Source organism: Burkholderia sp. PvR073 (assembly GCF_054055695.1).
This window is the reverse complement of the sequence record NZ_JBSRXO010000006.1, coordinates 103,435-118,096: the sequence shown is the minus strand read 5'-3', so window position 1 is coordinate 118,096 and position 14,662 is coordinate 103,435. Positions and strand designations below refer to the sequence as shown.

The 14,662-nt window shown below is 69.1% G+C and carries 13 protein-coding genes; 7 read left to right on the top strand and 6 right to left on the bottom strand.

The genetic code is table 11. The features are described 5' to 3' along the window. Nucleotides 1-8: 8 nt before the first annotated feature. The 5 genes from ACVK00_RS19475 to fahA are packed head-to-tail and all read left to right on the top strand — an operon-like array spanning nt 9 to nt 5,965. Nucleotides 9-1,685 (top strand): FAD-dependent oxidoreductase, encoded by a 1,677-nt coding sequence (locus tag ACVK00_RS19475; RefSeq protein ID WP_284900843.1) that lies wholly within the window; start codon nt 9-11, stop codon nt 1,683-1,685. A gap of 40 nt (nt 1,686-1,725) precedes the next feature. After that, nucleotides 1,726-1,956, top strand: a complete 231-nt coding sequence (locus ACVK00_RS19470; protein ID WP_151065055.1) for a DUF2783 domain-containing protein — start codon at nt 1,726-1,728, stop codon at nt 1,954-1,956. Next, nucleotides 1,953-3,314 (top strand): MFS transporter, encoded by a 1,362-nt coding sequence (locus ACVK00_RS19465; RefSeq protein WP_284900844.1) that lies wholly within the window; start codon nt 1,953-1,955, stop codon nt 3,312-3,314. The genes ACVK00_RS19470 and ACVK00_RS19465 overlap by 4 nt, the downstream gene beginning before the upstream one ends. 15 nt (nt 3,315-3,329) lie before the next feature. Then, entirely contained in the window at nt 3,330-4,664 is a 1,335-nt protein-coding gene (gene hmgA / locus ACVK00_RS19460; RefSeq protein ID WP_284900845.1) for a homogentisate 1,2-dioxygenase, read from the top strand. Next, on the top strand, nt 4,661-5,965 hold the full coding sequence (fahA, locus tag ACVK00_RS19455) for a fumarylacetoacetase (protein ID WP_228906957.1): 1,305 nt from the start codon (nt 4,661-4,663) through the stop codon (nt 5,963-5,965). The genes hmgA and fahA overlap by 4 nt, the downstream gene beginning before the upstream one ends. 138 nt (nt 5,966-6,103) lie before the next feature. Here fahA and ACVK00_RS19450 read toward each other — a convergent pair whose 3' ends face one another. The 5 genes from ACVK00_RS19450 to ACVK00_RS19430 form a co-directional block, all read right to left on the bottom strand. Further along, nucleotides 6,104-7,264 (bottom strand): MFS transporter, encoded by a 1,161-nt coding sequence (locus ACVK00_RS19450; RefSeq protein ID WP_284900846.1) that lies wholly within the window; start codon nt 7,262-7,264, stop codon nt 6,104-6,106. 217 nt (nt 7,265-7,481) lie between these two features. Then, nucleotides 7,482-8,243: a 5,6-dimethylbenzimidazole synthase gene (gene bluB / locus ACVK00_RS19445; RefSeq protein WP_284900847.1), complete on the bottom strand. Its 762-nt coding sequence runs from the start codon at nt 8,241-8,243 to the stop codon at nt 7,482-7,484. 124 nt (nt 8,244-8,367) lie between these two features. Next, nucleotides 8,368-9,366, bottom strand: a complete 999-nt coding sequence (locus ACVK00_RS19440; protein ID WP_284900848.1) for a 2-hydroxyacid dehydrogenase — start codon at nt 9,364-9,366, stop codon at nt 8,368-8,370. Between the two features lie 30 nt (nt 9,367-9,396). After that, nucleotides 9,397-10,383, bottom strand: a complete 987-nt coding sequence (locus ACVK00_RS19435; protein ID WP_228906961.1) for a LysR family transcriptional regulator — start codon at nt 10,381-10,383, stop codon at nt 9,397-9,399. A 347-nt stretch (nt 10,384-10,730) separates the two neighbouring features. Beyond that, on the bottom strand, nt 10,731-11,012 hold the full coding sequence (locus tag ACVK00_RS19430; RefSeq protein WP_228906962.1) for a hypothetical protein: 282 nt from the start codon (nt 11,010-11,012) through the stop codon (nt 10,731-10,733). A gap of 126 nt (nt 11,013-11,138) precedes the next feature. Here ACVK00_RS19430 and ACVK00_RS19425 point away from each other — a divergent pair, with 126 nt between their 5' ends. Beyond that, the gene (locus ACVK00_RS19425; protein ID WP_354122924.1) at nt 11,139-12,350 is read left to right on the top strand and encodes a pyridoxal-phosphate-dependent aminotransferase family protein; all 1,212 of its coding nucleotides are present in this window, start codon (nt 11,139-11,141) and stop codon (nt 12,348-12,350) included. A 60-nt stretch (nt 12,351-12,410) separates the two neighbouring features. Here the strand turns inward: ACVK00_RS19425 and ACVK00_RS19420 are convergent, their stop codons facing one another. Further along, nucleotides 12,411-13,346 (bottom strand): helix-turn-helix domain-containing protein, encoded by a 936-nt coding sequence (locus tag ACVK00_RS19420; protein WP_212083169.1) that lies wholly within the window; start codon nt 13,344-13,346, stop codon nt 12,411-12,413. A gap of 133 nt (nt 13,347-13,479) precedes the next feature. Between ACVK00_RS19420 and ACVK00_RS19415 the strand changes: the two genes are divergently transcribed. Next, the gene (locus ACVK00_RS19415; protein ID WP_284900849.1) at nt 13,480-14,376 is read left to right on the top strand and encodes a DMT family transporter; all 897 of its coding nucleotides are present in this window, start codon (nt 13,480-13,482) and stop codon (nt 14,374-14,376) included. Nucleotides 14,377-14,662 lie beyond the last annotated feature (286 nt).

Below are 14,662 nucleotides of genomic sequence, written 5' to 3'. Positions count from 1 at the left end.
AGGAGCGGATGGCGACCATGAGCATCGATTACCAGACGCTGAAGTTCGAGTACCGGCCGCGCGCGGCGCGAGCCGCCGGCGATGACGCGGTCATCCACCCGGTAATCGTCGTCGGCGCGGGCCCGGTGGGCCTGTCGGCCGCGATCGACCTGGCGCAGCAGGGCGTGCCGGTCGTGTTGCTCGACGACGACGACACGCTGTCGACGGGCTCGCGCGCGATCTGCTTCGCGAAGCGCACGCTCGAGATCTTCGACCGCCTCGGCTGCGGCGAGCGCTTCGTCGAGAAGGGCGTGAGCTGGCACGTCGGCAAGGTGTTCCTGCAGGACGAGCAGCTGTACGCATTTGACCTGCTGCCCGAGGAAGGGCATGCGCGCCCCGCGTTCATCAACCTGCAGCAGTACTACGTCGAAGGCTACCTGGCCGAACGCGCGTTCGAACTGCCGAACCTGGAGATTCGCTGGAAGCACAAGGTGACGGGCGTCGCGCAGTCGGCGGAGCACGCCGCGCTGAGCGTCGAGACGCCGGAAGGCATCGAGACGCTGCACGCGCGGTACGTGATCGCGGCCGACGGCTCGCGCAGCCCGATGCGCGCGGCGATGGGCCTCGAGAGCCGCGGCCGCACGTTCAAGGACCGCTTCCTGATCGCCGACGTGAAGATGAAGGCGGAATTCCCGACCGAGCGCTGGTTCTGGTTCGATCCGCCGTTTCACCGCAACCAGTCGGTGCTGCTGCACCGCCAGCCCGACAACGTGTGGCGCATCGACTTCCAGCTCGGCTGGGACGCCGATCCGGTCGCCGAGAAGCAGCCGGAGCGCGTGATTCCGCGCGTGCGTGCGCTGCTCGGGGCGGACGTCGAGTTCGAGCTCGAATGGGTGAGCGTCTATACGTTCCGCTGTCAGCGGATGGATACGTTCCGGCACGGCCGCGTGCTGTTCGCGGGCGATTCCGCGCACGGCGTGTCGCCGTTCGGCGCGCGCGGCGCGAACAGCGGCGTGCAGGACGCGGACAACCTCGCGTGGAAGCTGAAGCTCGTGCTCGACGGCCGCGCGGACGATCGCCTGCTCGACACCTATGCGAGCGAGCGCGAGTTCGCGGCCGACGAGAACATCCGCAATTCGACGCGCTCGACCGACTTCATCACGCCGAAGAGCGCGGTGTCGCGCGTGTTCCGTGACGCGACGCTGAAGCTCGCACGCGACTGCGAATTCGCGCGCAAGCTCGTGAACAGCGGCCGGCTGTCGGTGCCGGCCGTGCTGGCCGATTCGCCGCTGAACACGCCGGACCGCAACGGCGACGCGTTCGCGTGCGCGATGCGCCCGGGTGCCGCGGCGGCCGATGCGCCGGTGCGCGCGCAGGGGGCTTCGGGCTGGCTGCTGCAGCATCTGGGCGATGGCTTCGCGGGCGTGCTGTTCGGGCTGCCGGCGGACGCGGCCGCGCTCGTGCAGGCGCTCGACGGCCTCGCACTGCCGGTGCGGCCGGTGCTGGTCGTGCCGGCCGGGCATGCGCAACCGGTGGCCGGCGTCGACGTCGTGGAGGACGTCGACGGCTTCGCCGCGCAGCGCTACGACGCGCAGCCCGGCACGTTCTACCTGCTGCGCCCCGACCAGCACGTCTGCGCACGGATGCGCACGCTCGAGCGCCAGGCGATCGCCGACGCCCTGGCGCGCGCGACCTGCGCACGCTGAGCACCATATCGACACGACAACGACACCGGAGACACCCGTCATGCCCCGACTCGACACCCGCCCGCGCCTGGCCGATCCGGACGCGTTCTACGAAGCGCTGATCGACATGCATCGCGACCTGTCGGACGCCGACAGCCAGCTCGTCAACGCGAAGCTCATCCTGCTGCTCGCGAACCACATCGGCGACGCCGACGTGCTGCGCGAAGCGATGGCGCTCGCGCGCCAGGGCGTGACACCGCCCGTGCATCCGGCCGCCGAGGTCGCGCAATGAGCGCGGCGCCGGCCGACGCGCGCGTGCTCGAAGTCGAGCGCGTGATCGACGAGACCCATCGCCCGGGCTTTCACTGGATGCTGCTCGCGCTGTGCGGGCTGTGCCTCGTGATAGACGGCTTCGATGCGCAGGCGATGGGCTATGTCGCGCCCAGCGTGATCGCCGAATGGGGTGTGCCGAAGCAGGCGCTCGGTCCGGTGTTCAGCGCGAGCCTGTTCGGGATGCTGCTCGGCGCGCTCGGGCTGTCGGTGCTCGCCGATCGGATTGGGCGGCGCCCGGTGCTGATCGGCTCGACGCTGTTCTTCGCGGTGACGATGCTCGCGACGCCGTTCGCGGGCTCGATCCCGGTGCTGATGGCGCTGCGCTTCGTCACGGGCCTCGGCCTCGGCTGCATCATGCCGAACGCGATGGCGCTGGTCGGCGAGTTCAGCCCGGCGGCGCATCGCGTGAAGCGGATGATGATCGTGTCGTGCGGCTTCACGCTCGGCGCCGCGATCGGCGGCTTCATCAGCGCCGCGCTGATTCCGGCGCTCGGCTGGCGCTCGGTGTTCTTCGTCGGCGGCGCGGTGCCGCTGGTGTTGACGATCGCGATGCTCGCGCGGCTGCCCGAGTCGCTGCAGTTCCTGGTGCTGAAAGGGCGCGACGCGCAGGCACGCGACTGGCTCGCGCGATTCGCGCCGCAGGCCGGCATCGACGCGAACACGCGTCTCGTCGTGCGCGAGCGCGCGGCGAGCGGCGCGCCGGTCGCCGAGCTGTTCCGTCACGGCCGCCTGCCGGTCACGCTGCTGCTGTGGGCCATCAGCTTCATGAATCTGATCGACCTGTACTTCCTGTCGAACTGGCTGCCGACCGTCATGCGCGACGCGGGCTATTCGCCGGGCACGGCAGTGATCGTCGGCACGGTGCTGCAGACGGGCGGCGTGATCGGCACGCTGTCGCTCGGCTGGTTCATCGAACGCCACGGCTTCGTGCGCGTGCTGTTCGCGTGCTTCGCATGCGCGGCCGTCTCGGTCGGCCTGATCGGCTCGGTCGCGCATGCGCTGCCGTGGCTGCTGATCGTCGTGTTCGCGGGCGGATTCTGCGTGGTCGGCGGGCAGCCGGCCGTCAACGCGCTCGCGGGCCAGTATTACCCGACGTCGCTGCGCTCGACCGGCATCGGCTGGAGCCTCGGCATCGGCCGGATCGGCTCGGTGCTCGGGCCGCTCGTCGGCGGACAACTGATTGCGCTCAACTGGACGCACGGCGCGCTGTTCCACGCGGCCGCGGTGCCCGTGCTGTGCTCGGCGCTGTTCGTGCTGGGGCTGGCCGGCGTAACGCGGCGCGGCGGTGCGCAGGCGCCGAACGCCGCCATGAATTGATGGAGAAAGGAAACGATGACGCTTGACCTGTCGACACCGGCAACCGCCGGCTACCTGAGCGGATTCGCGAACGAATTCGCGACCGAGGCGCTGCCCGGCGCGCTGCCGCACGGCCGCAATTCGCCGCAGCGCGCGCCGTACGGCTTGTATGCGGAGCAGCTGTCGGGCACCGCGTTTACCGCGCCGCGCGGCCACAACCGCCGCTCGTGGCTGTACCGGATCCGGCCGGCGGCCGTGCACCGGCCGTTCGAGCCGTTCACGGGCCCGCAGCGGCTCGTGTCGGAATTCGGCGATTCGGCCGACGTGCCGCCGACGCCGCCGAACCAGCTGCGCTGGGATCCGCTGCCGATGCCGGTCGAGCCGACCGATTTCGTCGAAGGGCTCGTGACGATGGCCGGCAACGGCTCGGCGGCCGCGATGAACGGCTGCGCGATCCACCTGTATGCGGCGAACCGTTCGATGCAGGACCGTTTCTTCTACAGCGCCGACGGCGAACTGCTGATCGTGCCGCAGCAGGGGCGGCTCTTCATCGCGACCGAATTCGGCCGGCTCGACGTCGAGCCGTTCGAGATCGCGGTGATCCCGCGCGGCGTGCGTTTTTCCGTCGCGCTGCCGGACGATGACGCGCGCGGCTACATCTGCGAGAACTTCGGCGCGCTGCTGCGCCTGCCGGATCTCGGCCCGATCGGCTCGAACGGGCTCGCGAACCCGCGCGATTTCCTGACGCCGCAGGCCGCATACGAGGATCGCGAAGGCGCGTTCGAGCTGGTCGCGAAGCTGAACGGGCGCCTCTGGCGCGCGGACATCGGCCATTCGCCGTTCGACGTCGTCGCGTGGCACGGCAACTACGCGCCGTACAAATACGACCTGCGCCTGTTCAACACGATCGGCTCGATCAGCTTCGACCATCCGGATCCGTCGATCTTCCTCGTGCTGCAGTCGCAGAGCGACACGCCGGGCGTCGACACGATTGACTTCGTGATCTTCCCGCCGCGCTGGCTCGCGGCCGAGGATACGTTCCGCCCGCCGTGGTTCCATCGCAATGTCGCGAGCGAGTTCATGGGGCTCGTGCACGGCGCGTACGACGCGAAGGCCGAGGGCTTCGTGCCGGGCGGCGCGAGCCTGCACAACTGCATGTCGGGTCATGGACCCGACGCGGACACGTTCGAGAAGGCGTCGGCGGGCGACACGACGAAGCCGCACAAGGTCGACGCGACGATGGCGTTCATGTTCGAAACCCGCACGCTGATCCGTCCGACGCGCTATGCGCTCGACACCGCGCAGCTGCAGGCCGACTACTTCGAATGCTGGCAAGGCATCAGGAAACACTTCAATCCGGAGCAACCATGAGCGAACCCCAAGACTGGCGCGCGACACTCGATCCGGCTCGCAAGAGCTGGGTCGAGACGGCGAACGATCCCGCCTGCGATTTCCCGATCCAGAACCTGCCGTTCGGGATCTTCAGCGATGCGAAGCAGGCGGCGCGCCGCGCGGGCGTCGCGCTCGGCGACCAGATCGTCGACCTCGCCGCGCTCGCGCGTACGGGCCTCGTGACGCTGCCGGCCGGCGCCGACGTGTTCGCCGCGCCGACGCTCAACCCGTTCATCGCGCTCGGCCGCGATGCATGGCGCAGCGTACGCGTGCAACTGTCGCAGCTGTTCTCGCGCGACGACGCGCGGCTGCGCGATGACGCCGCGCTGCGTGCGCAGGTGCTCGTCGCGCAGCGCGACGCGACGCTGCATCTGCCGGTCGACATTCCCGGCTACACCGATTTCTATTCGTCGAAGGAGCATGCGACCAACGTCGGCTCGATGTTCCGTGATCCGAAGAATGCGCTGATGCCGAACTGGTTGGAGATGCCGATCGGTTACAACGGCCGCGCGTCGTCGGTGGTCGTGAGCGGCACGCCGGTGCGGCGCCCGAGCGGGCAATTGAAGCTGCCCGACGCCGAGCGTCCGGTGTTCGGCGCGTGCCGCAAGCTCGACCTCGAACTCGAGACGGGCTTCATCGTCGGCCGCGGCAATGCGCTCGGCGAACCGATCGCGTGCGAGGACGCCGAAGCGCACATCTTCGGGATGGTGCTGCTGAACGACTGGAGCGCGCGCGACATCCAGCAGTGGGAATACGTGCCGCTCGGCCCGTTCAATTCGAAGGGCTTCGCGACGACGATCTCGCCGTGGATCGTCACGCTCGACGCGCTCGAACCGTTCCGCGTCGCGCAGCCCGAGCAGTCGCCGCAGCCGCTCGCGTATCTGCGCCACGCGGGCAAGCATGCGTTCGACATCGCGCTCGAAGTGACGCTGCGCGCGCAAGGGGCGGCCGAAGCGACGTCGATCTGCCGCACCAACTTCAAGTACATGTACTGGACGATGGCGCAGCAGCTCGCGCATCACACGGTCGCGGGCTGCAACACGCGCGTCGGCGACCTGATGGGTTCGGGGACGATCAGCGGGCCGACGAAGGATTCATTCGGCAGCCTGCTCGAACTGACGTGGAACGGCAAGGAGCCGCTCGCGCTGAACGGTGGCGGCAGCCGCACGTTCATCGAGGACGGCGACGAGCTCGCGCTCGCGGGCTGGTGCCAGGGCGATGGCTATCGCGTCGGCTTCGGCGCATGTGCCGGCAAGATTCTGCCCGCGCGGAGCGCGTGACACGTCCTGTGTAATCCGCAAGGACAGGGCGGCCCGCATCGCGCGGGCCGTTTTCGTTGTGGTGGCGGGTGGCGGCGCGTATGCGCTCGCATGTACCGGTGTGGACGCTGCGCGACAGCGAACGCGTCCGTGTCGGCGTCAGACCGCGCGCTGCAACGCGGCGCGTCGTTCCCACAGCGCGGCCGCGACGAACGCGGCGACGCAGGCGACCAGCACGCCGACCAACGCGTTGTTGCCCAGTTGCTCCATCAATGCGCCGGCAACCAGCGGGCCGCCGAAGCTCGCGGCGCTCCACGACGCCGACACGAGCGAGCTCGCGGTGACGAGCGCCGCGCCGCGGAAGCGTTCGCCGCACGCGACGAGCGACAGCGTGTAGATGCTGCCGGCCGCCGCGCCGAGCACGAACAGCAGCGGCCAGCACAGCCACGGATTCGCGATCACGAACGGCAGCAGCGGCAGGCCCGCGAGCACGATCCAGCCGGCGCCGAGGTGCACGCGTTCGCGGCCGAGCTTGTCCGCGAGCCAGCCGATCGGGAATTGCATCGCGGTGTCGCCGAACAGCATGATCGACGCGAGCAGCACGGCGGTCGCGCTCGCGACGCCGTGATCCATCGCGTAGAGCGGCAGCAGCGACAGCGCGAGCGTATCGAACAGCGCGAAGAAGCCGGTGCCGATGATCAGCGCGGGCATGCGCGGCAGCACGGCGAGCCAGCTGTCATGCGCTTCGTGATGCGCGTCGTCGCCGGCGAGCGGCGCGTGCCGGATGGTCGCGAGCGTCGGCAGTGCGAGCAGGAACAGCGCACCGCACAGCGCGAAGCGGATGCTCGTCGCGCCGGCGATCTGGCTGACGAGCACGGGGCCCGCCATCTGGAACAGCGTGAAATTGGTCGCGTAGATCGCGACCACGCGGCCGCGCGTCGAATCGTCGGCGAGCTGGTTGACCCACGCTTCGCCGATCGTGAACAGCAGCATCAGCGCCGCGCCGCACAGCACGCGCAGCACGCCCCACAGAATCAGGTTCGACGTGAACTGCATCAGCACGGTGGCCGCGGCGAGCAGCACGACCGACACGACGATGGCGCGGCGCGCGCCGATGCGCCGCGCGAGCGCGGTGACGAACGGGACGATCGCGAGGCCGCCGAGGGCTTGCGCGGCCGTCAGCATGCCGACGACGTTGGTGCCGTGTCCGGCTTCGGTCAGCGCGAGTGCGGTGAGCGGCAGCGTGGCGCCGGTGCCGAGACCGACCACCGCGACGCTCAGGATCAGCGCGAGGAAATCACGATTGAGAATGGCTTTCATCGGGCGCGATGCTACACCGCGGTCCTTGAAAGGTCCATGAAGGCCATCAGGATCGGTCGGGGTTGCGTGCGCAACGAACGTCGCGGCGCGAGGCCGGGCCGCCGCGCGTCATGCGTGTCCGGCCGGATTCAGCGGTGTGTTCGATGGCGGCGGCGTGGCTGACTATCGGGTCGGAGCGAGGCCGGTGTCGCGGCCGTGCCACGCGTCGTGCGCTCGGTCAGCGGCCGGGAGGCGCCGCGGCGGGTGTCGAGTCGGAGAGGTCGTCCGCGGCGGAAACGCCGGGCGATGGCGACGATCCGGCGCTCGTGTCGGAGTCCGCCGCACGATCGGCGGCCTGCGTGGCCGGCGCGTCCCAGCCGTTTTCGAACAGGCACGCGTCGATCGGCATCCGCGCGGCCCAGCGCTCCTCCTCGAGCATCGGCTTCGCATAGAACGCATCGACATGCCCGATGCACAGCACGGCGATCGGCTTCGCGCCGGCGGGCATGCCGAGCAGCGTGCGCAGCGCGTCGACGTCGAACAGCGACACCCAGCCCATCCCGAGCCCTTCGGCGCGCGCGGCGAGCCACATGTTCTGGATCGCGCACGCGGCGGACGCGAGGTCCATCTCCGGCAGCGTGCGGCGGCCGAACACGTGGCGCTCGCGATCGTCGGTGAGCGCGACGACCAGCAATTCGCCGCATTCGCGCACGCCTTCGACCTTCAGCCGCATGAATTCGTCCTGCCGCTCGCCGAGCGCGTCGGCGGTCGCGCGGCGTTCGGCCTCGACCAGCGCATGGATCGCGGTGCGCAGCACGGCGTCGGTGATGCGGATGAAGCGCCATGGCTGCATGAAGCCGACGCTCGGCGCGTGGTGCGCGGCGCGCAGCAATCGCGCGAGCGTGGCCGGATCGACGGGCGCCGGCGTGAAGTGGCGCATGTCGCGCCGTTCGAAGATGGCGCGGTAGACCGCGGCAATGGCGGAGTCGTCGAAACGCATGGGCGGCAGAAAGCAGGGGAGGTCGGCGCAACGATAGCAGACGCGGCGCGTGCGGCGTTACATCAGTCGAAACAAAATGGCGAATCGTTGAGGATTGCGCGCCCCGAGCGCGCGATGCCGCGGCTCAGCGCCCCGCCGTGACGACGTTGGTCGGCGTGCCGGCGTGCCATGCCTCGATGTTCAGCAGCGTCGTGTGCGCGATCTCGGCGAGCGCCTCGCGCGTGAAGAACGCCTGGTGCGACGTGACGATCACGTTCGGGAACGTCAGCAGGCGCGCGAGCACGTCGTCCTGCAGCGGCAGGTCGGAGTGATCCTCGAAGAAGAGGCCGCTTTCCTCCTCGTACACATCGAGCCCCAGATGGCCGAGCTGGCCGCTCTTGAGCGCGTCGACCAGCGCCTGCGCGTCGACGAGGCCGCCGCGGCCGGTATTGATCAGCATCGCGCCGTGCTTCATCCGCGCGAGCGTCTGCGCGTTGATCAGATGGTGCGTCGACGGCAGCAGCGGGCAGTGCAGGCTGACGATGTCGGCGTGGTGCAGCAGCGCGTCGAGCTCGACGTAGCGCGCGCCGAACGCGATCAGCTCGTCGTCGTACGGCGGCATCGAGTGCGCGAGCACGTGCATCCCGAAACCCATCATGATCTTCGCGAACACGCGGCCGATCAGGCCGGTGCCGATCACGCCGACGGTCTTGCCGTGCAGGTCGAAGCCGAGCAGGCCGTTCAGCGAGAAGTCGCCTTCGCGCGTGCGCGCGACCGCGCGCGGCAGCCGGCGGTTGAGCGCGAGGATCAGCGCGACCGCGTGTTCGGCCACCGCATGCGGCGAATAGGCCGGCACCCGCACGACCGCGATGCCGAGCCGCTCGGCGGCGGCCAGGTCGACGTGGTTGAACCCGGCCGAGCGCAGCGCGATCAGGCGCGTGCCGCCGTCGGCGAGCCGTTCGAGCACGGCCGCGTCGACGGTGTCGTTGACGAACGGACACACGACTTCATAGCCGTGCGCGAGGATCGCGGTTTCCGCGTCGAGGTGCGACGGCTGGAAGTGCAGCCGATAGCCGAATTGCCGGTTGGCGGCGGTAAACGATTCGTCGTCGTACTGCCGGCTGCTGAACAGGATCACGCGCACGCTGCACCTCCAATGGCTGTCGCGTGCAGTTTACTGCAGGCCCGTCTGCCGCCCCGTGACGAGATCGACGCGATCGGGCGTGCGCAGGAAGCTGTAGCCGGCCGGCGCGCGGGCCGCTTGAACGCCGAAGTGCTCGAGCGCGTGCTCGACGAAGCTGCGCGTGCGGGCCGGCACGTACTGGCGGTTCGGGTAGACGAGCGACAGCTGCGCGTCCGGGTCGTCGATCTGGTAGGTGGGCAACAGCCGCACGAGCGTGCCGGTGGCGAGCGCGTCGGCGACGCACGGCTCGGGCAGCACCACGATGCCGGAGCCGGCAACGGCCGCCGCGTGCACGAGCGCCAGCTGGTTGACCGTGCAGGTCGGGCGTAGCGTGATCGAATGCGTTGCGCCGTCGTGGCCGACCAGCCGCCACGCGGGCGCATGCTGGTGCGGCGCGAGTGCGACCCAGTCGTGGCCCGGCAGGTCGTCGGGCGCGCGCGGCTCGCCGCGCCGTTCGAGATACGCGGGCGCCGCGCAGGCGACGAGCGGGGCCGGCGGGAGTGCGTGGCCGATCAGCGTCGGGTTGCCGTCGAGCCGGTTGCCGGTCACGATGCCGACGTCGTAGCCCGAATCGAGCACGTCGAGCGGCCCTTCGGCGACGGTGAGCTGCACCCGCAGCTCGGGGTAGCGGTGCCGGAAGCTGCTGACCAGCAGCGTCAGCGCGAGCGGCGACAGCAGGCCCGACGCGACGACCCGCAGCGTGCCGGCCGGCTCGCGCACCGCATGCGCGACGGATGCCTCGAGATGATCGAATTCCTCGAGCAGCGCGCGGCAGCCGTCGAGGTAGCGCAGGCCGGCCTCGGTCAGCGACAGGTTGCGCGTGGTGCGGTGGATCAACCGCGTGTTCAGGTGAGACTCGAGCATCGCTATCGAACGCGTGACGAGCGCATTGGACACGCCTAGATGGTGCGCCGCGCGGCGGAAGCTCTGCTGCTCGGCGACGCAGACGAACACACGCATGGTCTGAATCTGGTTCATGGCTCGCGAATTTCTGGCCCGGTTGATTGATATCGGTTGTGATTTTTCGTTGCACGACCTGGAAAACCGTCGCGCGACACCCGGTTCTCCTTCGTATCGAAAAATCGGTTTTCCATTCTGCAGACGATTGTTCATTACAGAAGCGTTATCCGTCAACCTGCGAAAAAGGGCGGGTTGCGTAAAATCGAAATCACGGGTATCGCTTTAACGAATCGGGGTCACGCGGGTGCGCCGGGGATATCTTGTGGCGTATTGAAGAGGGTGGCCTGAGATTTGAAGATTAGTCATGTAAATCAATGTGTTGTGCGCGAACCTTGGCGGCCGGATCCGGTATTGGGTGAAATCGCTCACCAATAGATGCTGCGATAATGGATGTTTTTGCGCAGATCGCGGTTTTCGTGGGTCGATTCCACCTGCGCGATTTTTTTCGTGATCACCGGTATTTCAGCCGATACATGCACGGCGCTGAAGGCGGAAATCTTGGACTCGTCCCAATATTGCCGGGGAAAATCACCGGGATCGAACCCCCGATGGAACCGTTTCGCATCCGCACGGCAATGCCGCGGCAATACGAAACCCGGTCGTCCGACGGGTGCGCGGCGGGTGGCCCGGTCCGTCGACCGGGCCACCGGCACGCTGTCCGGCCGCGGGTGCCTCTTGCGCGCGGCCGCGGAACACGGAATGATCGATCAGTTCGCCATGCCGCGCGGCGGACGACACGTCCGTGCGTTTTCCTCCCTCCACTTTTGCCTGCCATGTCCATCGATTACTCGCCGATTCCCTGTCCCGTCGTCGTGCCGCTCGACGCGATCCTGCCCGAAGAACCGCTGCTGATGATGGGGGCCGGCCCGGTCCCGATCCCGGCCGCCGTCGCGAAGGCGAACACGATCGTGATCAACCACCTCGGCGCGACCATGGCGAAGATCATCGAGCAGGTGAAGGAGATGGCGCGCTACGTGTTCCAGACCCGCACGAAATGGGTGCTCGGCGTGGCCGGCCCCGGCTCGGCCGCGATGGAAATGGCGATCTCGAACCTCGCGTGGCGCGGCACGCGTGTGCTGTCGATCCGCAACGGCTTCTTCAGCGCGCGGATGGCCGAAATGGCGACGCGCGTCGGCGCCGACGTCGCGACGCTCGAAGTGGCCGACCGCGCGGTCGCGAGCCTCGACGAGATCGCGGACGCCATCGCGCGCGAGCGGCCCGAGATCGTCACGATCGTGCAGGGCGAGACGTCGAACACCGTATGGAACCGAGAGCTGCGCGAGATCGCGGCACTCGCGAAGGCGGCCGGCGCGCTGGTCGTCGTCGATGCTGTGTGCACGCTGTCGACGATGCCGCTCGAGACGGACGCATGGGGCATCGACGCGGTGATCACGGGCGGCCAGAAGGGGCTGTCGTCGATCCCCGGCGTGTCGCTGATCGCGTTCTCCGATGCCGCGTGGAATCGGATGACGCAGCGTCCGGAACCGAACGCGCACTGGTGCCTCGACATGGCGCTCGCGGAGAACTTCTGGCACAACGCGGGCTATCACTACACGGCGCCGGTGTCGGGCGTGCTCGCGCTGCACGAGGCGCTGCGCCTCGTCTGCGCGGAGACGCTCGAAAGCCGCTTCGCGCGCCACCTGCGCTGCTCGCTCGCGCTGCAGGCGGGCGTCGAGGCGATGGGGCTCACGCTCTATGCGCCGAAGGCGTGCCGGCTCAATTCGGTGGTCGGGATCGAGACGCCCGAGGGGCTCACGCCCGGGATGGTGTGCGGCCATATCTCGCAGCAGTACCAGGTCGAGATCTCGGGCTCGTTCGGGCTGCCGATCGTGCGGATCGGGCAGATGGGCGAACAGTGCCGCGAACACAACCTGTTCCGCACGCTGCATGCGTTCGGCCGCACGATGGACGATCTGAAGGTGCCGGTCGACCTGCCGGCCGGCGTGGCCGCGCTCGAGCAGGAACTGTCGCGGCGGGGCGCGTAAGCGGGAGACGAGGGCGCCGGATGCGCGCGGCGGCGCCGGCCGTCGAAAGGCGCGCGGGCCTCAGCCGCCCTGCATCGCGCGCCGGTACGCGTTCGGCGTCGTGCCGTGCGCGTCGCGAAAGCGATGGCTGAAGTGGCCGGCGTTCGCGTAGCCGCATTCGGCCGCGACCTGCGCGAGCGGCAGCGCCGTCGTGCGCAGCAGCAGGCGCGCCCGCGCGAGCCGCTGCTCGGCCACCCATGCGTGCGGCGCGCGGCCGAACGACAGCCGGAACATCCGCGAGAAGTGGTATTCGGACAGCGCGGCGACGTTCGCCAGTTCGCCGAGCGTCAGCGGCTGCGACAGATAGCTGTCGATATAGTCGCGCACGCGGCGGCGCACGGCCGGCGCGAGCCCGCCGCGGAACGGCACGTCGGTGCGCGTCGTGCTCTGGCCGCGCAGCAGCAGGCTCAGCACGTCGTGCGCGGCCTCGTTCGCGCGCAGGCGCCCGTCGGCATCGTCCCAGCGCTCCAGCGCGAGCGAACGGAACTGCGCCGCCACGCGCGCATCCTCGAAATAGGTGCGGTCGGCGAGCTTCAGCTCGCGCGGCTCGCGATCGAGCTCGCGGATCGCGCGCTGCGTGAAGTGCTCGGGCAGGAAGTACAGGTGGATGAAGTGCATCTCGCCGCGCACCCACCAGCGCGATTCATGGTCGCCCGGCAGCGCGCACAGCAGGCTCGGCGCGCCGTAGCGCGGCACGCGTTCGCGCTCCGTCCGGTAACCGCCGTCGAGATAGCACGACAACGTGTGGTGGCCGGGCTGTTCGTAGATCGTCTCGCTTTCGTCGGTGATGCGCGTCCATTCGGCGATCGCGAGATGGTCGCCGAGCCACGTGAAGCGCTCGAGCGTCGCGTTCGCCTCGGCAAGCGTGCGGCACACCGACTGCAGGCCGAACGGCATGGCGCCGCCGGCAAGGGCGGCCGAGTGATCGACGGGCGGGGCGTACAGGGGCGAACTCATGATGCGACGAGTATAAGCGGGCGCGACGCGCGCCGTGCGGCGGCCCGGAAAAGACCGCAATTCCGGACAATCCGCACGGGCGGGGCGGCGGCATAGTCGGAGCCCGTTCCACTCGTTTCGCCTCGTTGCCGCCATGAACCTGTCGCTTTATTTCGTCACCGTGCTGATCTGGGGCACCACCTGGATCGCGATCAAGTGGCAGCTCGGCGCCGTGCCGCCGCCCGTGTCGATCGCGTGGCGCTTCTGGCTCGCCGCCGCCGTGCTGTTCGCGCTGCTGCGCGTGATGCGCCGGCCGGTGCGTCCGCCGCGCGAAGCGTGGCGCTACCTCGTCGCGCAGGGCTTCGCGCTGTTCTGCCTCAATTTCCTGTGCTTCTACTATTCGGAGCAGGTCGTGCCGAGCGGCCTCGTCGCCGTGATCTTCTCGACCGCGCCGCTGCTGAATTCGATCAACGGCCGGCTGTTCATGGGCCGCCCGCTGCGGCCGTCCGCGATCGCCGGCGCGCTGCTCGGGCTGACCGGCATCGCATGCCTGTTCTGGCAGCAGATGGCCGGCCACCTCGACGATCACGCGACCTGGACGGGCCTCGCGATCGCGTTCGCCGGCACGATGTGCTTCTCGGCCGGCAACCTGCTGTCGAGCCGGATGCAGTCGATGGGCCTGCATCCGCTCGCGACCAACGGCTGGGCGATGCTGATCGGCGCGGCGATCCTCACGGTCGGCAGCGCGGCGGCCGGGCTGCCGTTCACGATCGACCCGAGCCCGCGCTATCTCGGCGCGCTCGTCTATCTGGCCGTGCCGGGTTCGGTGATCGGGTTCACTGCATACCTGACCCTCGTCGGGCGGATCGGGCCGGAGCGGGCCGCATACTGCACGGTGCTGTTCCCGATCGTCGCGTTGGCCGTGTCGACGGTCTTCGAGGGCTATCAATGGTCGCCGCTCGCGGTGGTCGGGCTGTTGCTCGTGCTGGCCGGCAATCTCGTCGCGTTCGACCTGACGCGCCGGTTGTTTCCGAGGACGGCGCGCGCCTGAGCGCATGATCGAGGCGCCAACTGATTGGGTTGGCGCGGTCGACCTGGTTTCGCTTCGGGGCTGCGCTTGATTCGCCCGTTGTGTCAGGAGGGGATGAGGGGCACGCAGGCGCATGCGCGGGGAGGCGCGGCTGCGATTCTCGATGTCGAAATGGCCCAAGGCGCAGTGCTCCCAGCGCGGCGACCCTGCCTGGCCCCGATCGCGCCGAACCGAACCGCTCGCTCAGGGGCGCCGATGCGTTCCGGCGTCATCCCCAAGCCATCCGCGTATTGCGGAACTTCAATGT

Excerpts from the sequence above, each read along its gene's own strand:
- ACVK00_RS19470 (WP_151065055.1), top strand. The coding sequence starts at position 1,726 with ATGCCCCGACTCGACACCCGCCCGCGCCTGGCCGATCCGGACGCGTTC.
- bluB (WP_284900847.1), bottom strand. The coding sequence starts at position 8,243 with ATGCGTTTCGACGACTCCGCCATTGCCGCGGTCTACCGCGCCATCTTC.
- fahA (WP_228906957.1), top strand. The coding sequence starts at position 4,661 with ATGAGCGAACCCCAAGACTGGCGCGCGACACTCGATCCGGCTCGCAAG.
- ACVK00_RS19450 (WP_284900846.1), bottom strand. The coding sequence starts at position 7,264 with ATGAAAGCCATTCTCAATCGTGATTTCCTCGCGCTGATCCTGAGCGTC.
- hmgA (WP_284900845.1), top strand. The coding sequence starts at position 3,330 with ATGACGCTTGACCTGTCGACACCGGCAACCGCCGGCTACCTGAGCGGA.
- ACVK00_RS19435 (WP_228906961.1), bottom strand. The coding sequence starts at position 10,383 with ATGAACCAGATTCAGACCATGCGTGTGTTCGTCTGCGTCGCCGAGCAG.
- ACVK00_RS19420 (WP_212083169.1), bottom strand. The coding sequence starts at position 13,346 with ATGAGTTCGCCCCTGTACGCCCCGCCCGTCGATCACTCGGCCGCCCTT.
- ACVK00_RS19425 (WP_354122924.1), top strand. The coding sequence starts at position 11,139 with ATGTCCATCGATTACTCGCCGATTCCCTGTCCCGTCGTCGTGCCGCTC.
- ACVK00_RS19475 (WP_284900843.1), top strand. The coding sequence starts at position 9 with ATGGCGACCATGAGCATCGATTACCAGACGCTGAAGTTCGAGTACCGG.
- ACVK00_RS19415 (WP_284900849.1), top strand. The coding sequence starts at position 13,480 with ATGAACCTGTCGCTTTATTTCGTCACCGTGCTGATCTGGGGCACCACC.
- ACVK00_RS19465 (WP_284900844.1), top strand. The coding sequence starts at position 1,953 with ATGAGCGCGGCGCCGGCCGACGCGCGCGTGCTCGAAGTCGAGCGCGTG.